The sequence below is a fragment of the Acinetobacter sp. TUM15064 genome, assembly GCF_008980265.1.
GTDB lineage: Bacteria > Pseudomonadota > Gammaproteobacteria > Pseudomonadales > Moraxellaceae > Acinetobacter.
This window is the reverse complement of sequence record NZ_BKFU01000100.1, coordinates 1-6,169: the sequence shown is the minus strand read 5'-3', so window position 1 is coordinate 6,169 and position 6,169 is coordinate 1. Positions and strand designations below refer to the sequence as shown.

General features: G+C 43.1%; 5 protein-coding genes. All 5 read right to left on the bottom strand.

Annotated features, from left to right (window positions below; all coding sequences use genetic code 11):
- Positions 1–45 precede the first annotated feature (45 nt).
- Positions 46–1,566: a catalase gene (locus GBI16_RS17220; protein ID WP_151707540.1), complete on the bottom strand. Its 1,521-nt coding sequence runs from the start codon at positions 1,564–1,566 to the stop codon at positions 46–48.
- A 603-nt stretch (positions 1,567–2,169) separates the two neighbouring features.
- A complete protein-coding gene (locus GBI16_RS17215) occupies positions 2,170–3,288 on the bottom strand; it encodes a Fic family protein (RefSeq protein WP_151707541.1) in 1,119 nt (372 codons plus the stop codon).
- Positions 3,289–3,425: 137 nt separating this feature from the next.
- Entirely contained in the window at positions 3,426–5,072 is a 1,647-nt protein-coding gene (tnpC, locus tag GBI16_RS17210) for an IS66 family transposase (RefSeq protein WP_151707539.1), read from the bottom strand.
- A 74-nt stretch (positions 5,073–5,146) separates the two neighbouring features.
- Positions 5,147–5,482: an IS66 family insertion sequence element accessory protein TnpB gene (tnpB, locus tag GBI16_RS17205; RefSeq protein ID WP_000619347.1), complete on the bottom strand. Its 336-nt coding sequence runs from the start codon at positions 5,480–5,482 to the stop codon at positions 5,147–5,149.
- Positions 5,479–5,862, bottom strand: coding sequence for a transposase (locus GBI16_RS17200; protein ID WP_151707538.1), 384 nt, complete (start codon positions 5,860–5,862; stop codon positions 5,479–5,481). The genes tnpB and GBI16_RS17200 overlap by 4 nt, the downstream gene beginning before the upstream one ends.
- Positions 5,863–6,169: the final 307 nt, after the last annotated feature.

The following is a 6,169-nucleotide window of genomic DNA, read 5'->3' as shown; positions in this document are numbered from 1 at the left end:
ATCCTGTCGGGCTTTTTTATTAACTATCTAAATCAAATTTCCACATTAAAGAAAACTTTGCAAACCTTTAGCAGGATCTGTTTCACGTGCCGCTTGAGCATCTGCTACAGTCATACCTAAGGCCTTAGCAACGCCTTGCCCATAAGCTGGATCGCAAGCATAACAGTTGCGGATATGACGGTATTTGATGAAATCTAGCGCATCACCCATCGCTGCGGCCGTGTTATTAAACAGGGCCTGTTTCTGCTCATCATTCATCAAATTGAACAGGGCACGTGGCTGGCTGAAGTAATCATTGTCATCTTCACGGAAGTCCCAGAAATCAGCATCACCGGTAATCTTTAATGCTGGTTCTTTAAACTGAGGTTGTTCCTGCCACTGGTTAAAACTGTTCGGTTCATAATGTGGCAATGAACCATAGTTGCCATCCATGCGGCCCTGACCATCACGACGATTAGAGTTTACAGGGCAGCGTGCAGCATTGACCGGAACCTGTGAATGATTTACACCAACACGGTAACGCGCTGCGTCGGCATAGTTCACTAAACGTGCCTGTAACATACGGTCCGGTGAGTAGCTGATGCCCGGTACAAGATTACTAGGTGCAAAGGCTGCCTGTTCTACATCCTGGAAATAGTTTTCCGGATTGCGGTTCAGCTCAAATTCACCGACTTCAATCAGTGGATAATCGCCCTTCGGCCAGACTTTGGTCAGGTCAAATGGATGATAAGGCACTGTTTCGGCTTCCAGTTCTGGCATGACTTGAACGTACATTTTCCATTTTGGATAGTCGCCACGTTCGATGGCATCAAACAGGTCGGTCTGGCTGCTTTCACGGTCTTTGGCAATCAAGTCTGCTGCTTCAGCATCGGTCAGGTTCTGGATGCCTTGCTGGGTACGCATATGGAATTTCACCCAGAAGCGTTCATTTTGGGCATTGATAAAACTGAAGGTATGGCTGCCAAAACCATGCATATGACGGTAGCCAGCAGGAATACCGCGATCCGACATGACAATGGTCACCTGATGCAAGGCTTCAGGCAATAATGTCCAGAAATCCCAGTTATTGGTGGCACTGCGCTTGTTGGTTTTCGGGTCACGTTTGACTGCTTTATTCAGGTCAGGGAACTTGCGGGCATCCCGTAGGAAAAATACCGGAGTATTGTTGCCAACTAGATCCCAGTTGCCTTCTTCAGTATAGAATTTCAGGGCAAAACCGCGAATATCACGTTCTGCATCGGCCGCACCACGTTCACCCGCCACCGTTGAGAAACGCGCAAACATTTCGGTTTTTTTGCCGACTTCAGAGAAAATTTTAGCGCGGCTATATTGGGTAATATCATTGGTCACGGTAAAGGTACCGAAAGCACCTGAACCTTTGGCATGCATACGACGCTCTGGAATCACTTCACGGACAAAGTTGGCCAGTTTTTCATTCAGCCATAAATCCTGGGCAAGTAAAGGTCCACGCGCACCTGCCGTCATACTGTTCTGATTGTCGACCACAGGGGCACCAGCTTCAGTAGTCAGGTGGGTAACAGGACATTTTTTAGGGTCTTGACTCATACTATTAACTCCCGTTTCTTTTAATTTAAATTTCCTACAGAAATTTAATATTTTCAATCCTATCTTACCCTTTACTTGCTTATTAAAATATTAAACTAAGGATATTTTTGAAAATTTATAGCCAACTGATTTAACATAAATCTCTTATACGAAACGTGTTTTTAATATTACTTTAAGATCAGTATCTTATCGTTATTCATACCCTCTGGAACGTTCTCGTTCAACCGACTTGGAAACAAGTCGGTTTCTTTTTAAGCAAAACTGTAACTTTTAGCCAATAAAATTGATCAAAAAACATTCGTTTTTGCATTTTTTCCTGATTTCTCAAGGGTCACAGTTCAGAAATAATCCCCAATTTCTGCGGACAACTCTTGGGATAAAATAAGCCAACTTTGTAAGCTAAAACTTACACAGATTTAAGGTTTTTGCGGATTGGTAATTCAACGCATTAATCCTATGATGAATACATAAGGGAACTGGATGTTTCTAGAAAACAAGAATAAGAAAATTGCGCAAGGAATGGGCAGCACGAGATCAGTAAGACGAGCAACCCGATATGAAAAAGCCCGACAGGATGTCGGGTTTTTTTTATGGCTTAAATTTCTATAACTGAGTATTGATCTGATAGCGTGTATTACGTCCCCCACCTTCCAATTTGACGATACATTTTTTCTCAAGTAAGTCTGATAAATGGCGAGTAGCTGTTGCCTTACTAATTTTAGCAACCTTTTGATATTGTGAAGCGCTAATACCATGTTCAAAGCCATTTTCTCCACCGTCTAATAAACGATTTAGAACTTTGCGCTGTTCTTCACTCAAAGCTAAATTTGAATATTTATGCCAAAACTGACTTTTAAACAATGTTCGACTTATCTGCGCTAAGGTTTTTTCAAGGCTATCATTCAATGTATCTAAAAACCAAACTAGCCAATCGGTGATATCAGAATCATTTTTTTGAGTTTGTTCTAATATCTCATAGTAACTTTTACGTTTATTCAATATCGCAGTAGACATAGCATATAAACGAATGCTCTGTTCATCCATTTGAGCTAAAGAAAGGTCTGTAAGTGTACGTGTAATACGTCCATTACCATCATCAAAAGGATGTAGGGTAACAAACCATAAATGGGTAATACCTGCACGTAACAGAGGATCAAGCAATGAATCATTTAGACTTTGATTAAACCAATCTATGAAGGCATTTAAGCGTTCTTCTAAGCCTTGTCTTGGCGGTGCTTCAAAATGCACTTTAGGATAGTCCAATCGACCTGAAACGACCTGCATAGGCTCTGCCCCCCTAAGTTGACCAATGCGTAAACGGTGCATTGTCCAATCTGGGTCATTGAAAAGCCAACGATGCCACTGCATGAGACGATTAACAGTCAATGGTTGCTTAACATCGTTAAGCGCATCTAGCATGATATTGGCTAAACCTTCTGATCGATCTGAGCTTGTATAAGGCTGTTCAAGTGTGACACCTAAGCGTTGAGCTAGAGATGATCGTAGTGAAAAAACATTGATCGTTTCGTTTTCAATCGCAGATGAAGCAACAATATTGGCAAGCAGAGTATCTAGGGTGAATTGCTCTTTTGCTAAATCATGCTGACTTTGCCCCAGAATAATCCCTATTTTTTGATGTATCTGTCTGGTTTTAGGTAAGATAACTGAATCTAGCCATGTAGAATTTGTCCAGTTTTCTGCTTGCCAAATCCATTTCTGCATTTTCAATCGCTCATCTAAAATTTCAGATGAGTTGAATATAGCACTTATTCGGCTCATAACAAGAGCCGAATATGATAATTAATCAGCTCATTTTTTATAGGACATTTGTAAGCGTCCGCTGAATCCCATACCAATTTTTAATTCGATTTAGGTTTCCAGCAGTGCGGCAGCAATTCTTCAATCTGGGTCACTTTATGCGTCGGCAGCCTTTTCAGCACATCACTTAAATAGGCATACGGATCCAAGCCATTCAGCTTTGCTGACTGGATTAAAGTCATGATATTCGCCGCTCGCTGGCCGCTGCGCAGCGAGCCAGCAAACAGCCAGTTCTTGCGCCCTAAGGCCCAAGGTCGCATTTGATTCTCTACCCAATTATTGCAAATCGGTAGATTGCCATCATCCAAATAGCGGCTTAAAGCTGGCCAACGCTTCAGAGTGTAATTGATGGCCTTGGCGGTGGGAGAACTCGATGGCACTGTCAGATGATGTTGGTTGAGCCATTCATATAGTTGTTGCATCACTGGTTGACTATGCTGTTGTCGGTATTCGCGGCGGTCTTCCGCTGTACCATCGGTCTTTTTCCTGAGTTCTGCTTCTATCGCATACAGTTTCTGAATCAGCACCAATGCCTGTTCAGCGACCTGACTTTTCCCAGTTACATGCAGTTCATGGAATTTACGACGTGCATGGGCCATGCAGCCCACCTCTATGACCTGGCCTGATTTAAAGCGTGCTTTATAACCACTGTAATCATCACAGACTAGATAACCCTGCCAGCCTTTCAAGAACTCTGCAGCATGCTGGCCTGAACGACTATCCTGAAAGTCATAGATCACCGCCTGAACTGGATTGTACTGTGTAGTGGCATAGGCCCAGACATAACCTTTCTTCGGTTTTTTATCATTCTCCCCCATCCGCATGATGGTGACCGGTGTTTCATCTGCATGCAGCACCTGCTGTTGTAGTACCACCTCTTTTAAGGCATTGGCCAGAGGTTCCAGTTCTACACCGCAGCGACCTATCCAGTCAGATAAAGTTGATCTAGAAAGTTCGATTCCCGCCCGCTGATAGATCAGACGTTGACGGTACAGCGGCAAATGATCGGCATACTTCGATACCAGCACATGGCTGAGCAATTCAGGTGAAGCAATGCCTTTATCAATCACATAGGCGGGCATCGCTTGCTGAGTCAGAGTGTCACACTGATCACAGACCCATTTACCACGCTCATGCTGTTCCTTATAGAACTGTGCCGGTCTGAAATGCAGTTTTTCACTGACATCTTCGCCGATACGACGAAGTTGGCAGCCACAAGCACATTGGGTTGATGCAGGTTCATGCTCAATACGGATGGTGTGTAGATGATCTGGCAGTGGTCGACGTTTAGGTTTATTGGTTTTGGCTTTCTGTGTCGCTGCATTGGTTTTATCTGCATTTAGCCGTTCCAGTTCTAGATCAACCGCGGCAATATCTTCTTCAACCGCTTCATCCCACAGATGGATTTGTTTTGCCGTTAAGTGTTCATTCTTTTGGGCGAATTTGTGCTTTTTAAACAGCGCCAGTTCATGCTCGTATTTTTGATTGAGAATAGAAAGATGTTGAACTTTAGAATCTAATTGCTGATTGGTGACTTCAAGATGTTGAACTCTGGCATCTAATTGCTGATTTGATTGTTCCAGTTGTTGTTTAGATTGTGCCAGAGACTGATGCTGCATCGCCAACTGTCTGGTGAATTCCAGCAGTTGTTCATGGGTCAGTTGGCTTAAGTCAGGCAGCGTATTCATGACCGCAGTATGCCTGAGGTCATGAAGAGAATGAAATAGAACGTTTGGAGGATGGCAGAATGGTCGAGCTTGGTTTAGAGCATATTCACCACTTGCTGCAATCCAATTCTCTGCCAGGGCAAACCTTGGATTAATGCCTGTAACTGTTCCGGGCTGAGGGCCACGGTTTCACCTTGGTGAACTTGAGCCCAGTGAAATTTACCCTGTTCCAAACGCCGGGCACACAGCCAGATGCCCAGTCCATCATGTACCAACACTTTCATACGATGACCACGTTTATTACAGAACAGGTAGGCGCAATGCGGTTTGATGTAGCCAAAGGCTCTCACCACCTGAGCCATGACAGTATCCATTCCTGCTCGCATATCCATGGGCTGGGTAGAGAGCCAAATTTCATTGATACGGATCATGTTGCCAGTGCCTTGAGTAATTCTGCCAAGGCAGGTATTTCTGATGTCTGCCATTTTAGCTGAATATCATTATTCGTATGAGGCACGGTGATACACAACGTGATCCTCTCATCAATAGGTTGGCTGATTGCAGCAGTGTAAGGCAAAGCAATAAATGCTGGATTCACATGAGTAGGATCCTGCACGGCACCATCATGATGGCTGAAGATCCTGATCCAACGACTGACAAGGTTGGCATTAATACTATGTTGCAGTGCGACCGAAGCGATCGAGGTATTAGGATTTTTGCAGGCATTGACAATACTGAGTTTGAATTCTTTGCTGTATTTTCGGCGTTTTTTAGCAACAGGAAGTGTTGCTGAATATATATCCATGTTCATGGATTAAGTCCCCACTTGTTTTTAGGTGGGAACTAAATTAAGGCTTATAGGATCGCTTGGTAAGGCTGTGTTAGCCGGATGCTTACGGACATTTTAAATGGTTTATCGCATAGACATTTTAATTGGTGAATAACAGAAATATATCGGCTTTTTTATAAACAAACTTGATATGTTTTTCCAAAAAATAGAGATCATTTGAGAATATTTGTATTTTCTACTTTTAAACTCAATTATTTTTAGGGGGATGACCTGAGAGCTATTAGCTCTCGTTTCTTACAATGCGTATCGTATTGGTTTTAAAATACTA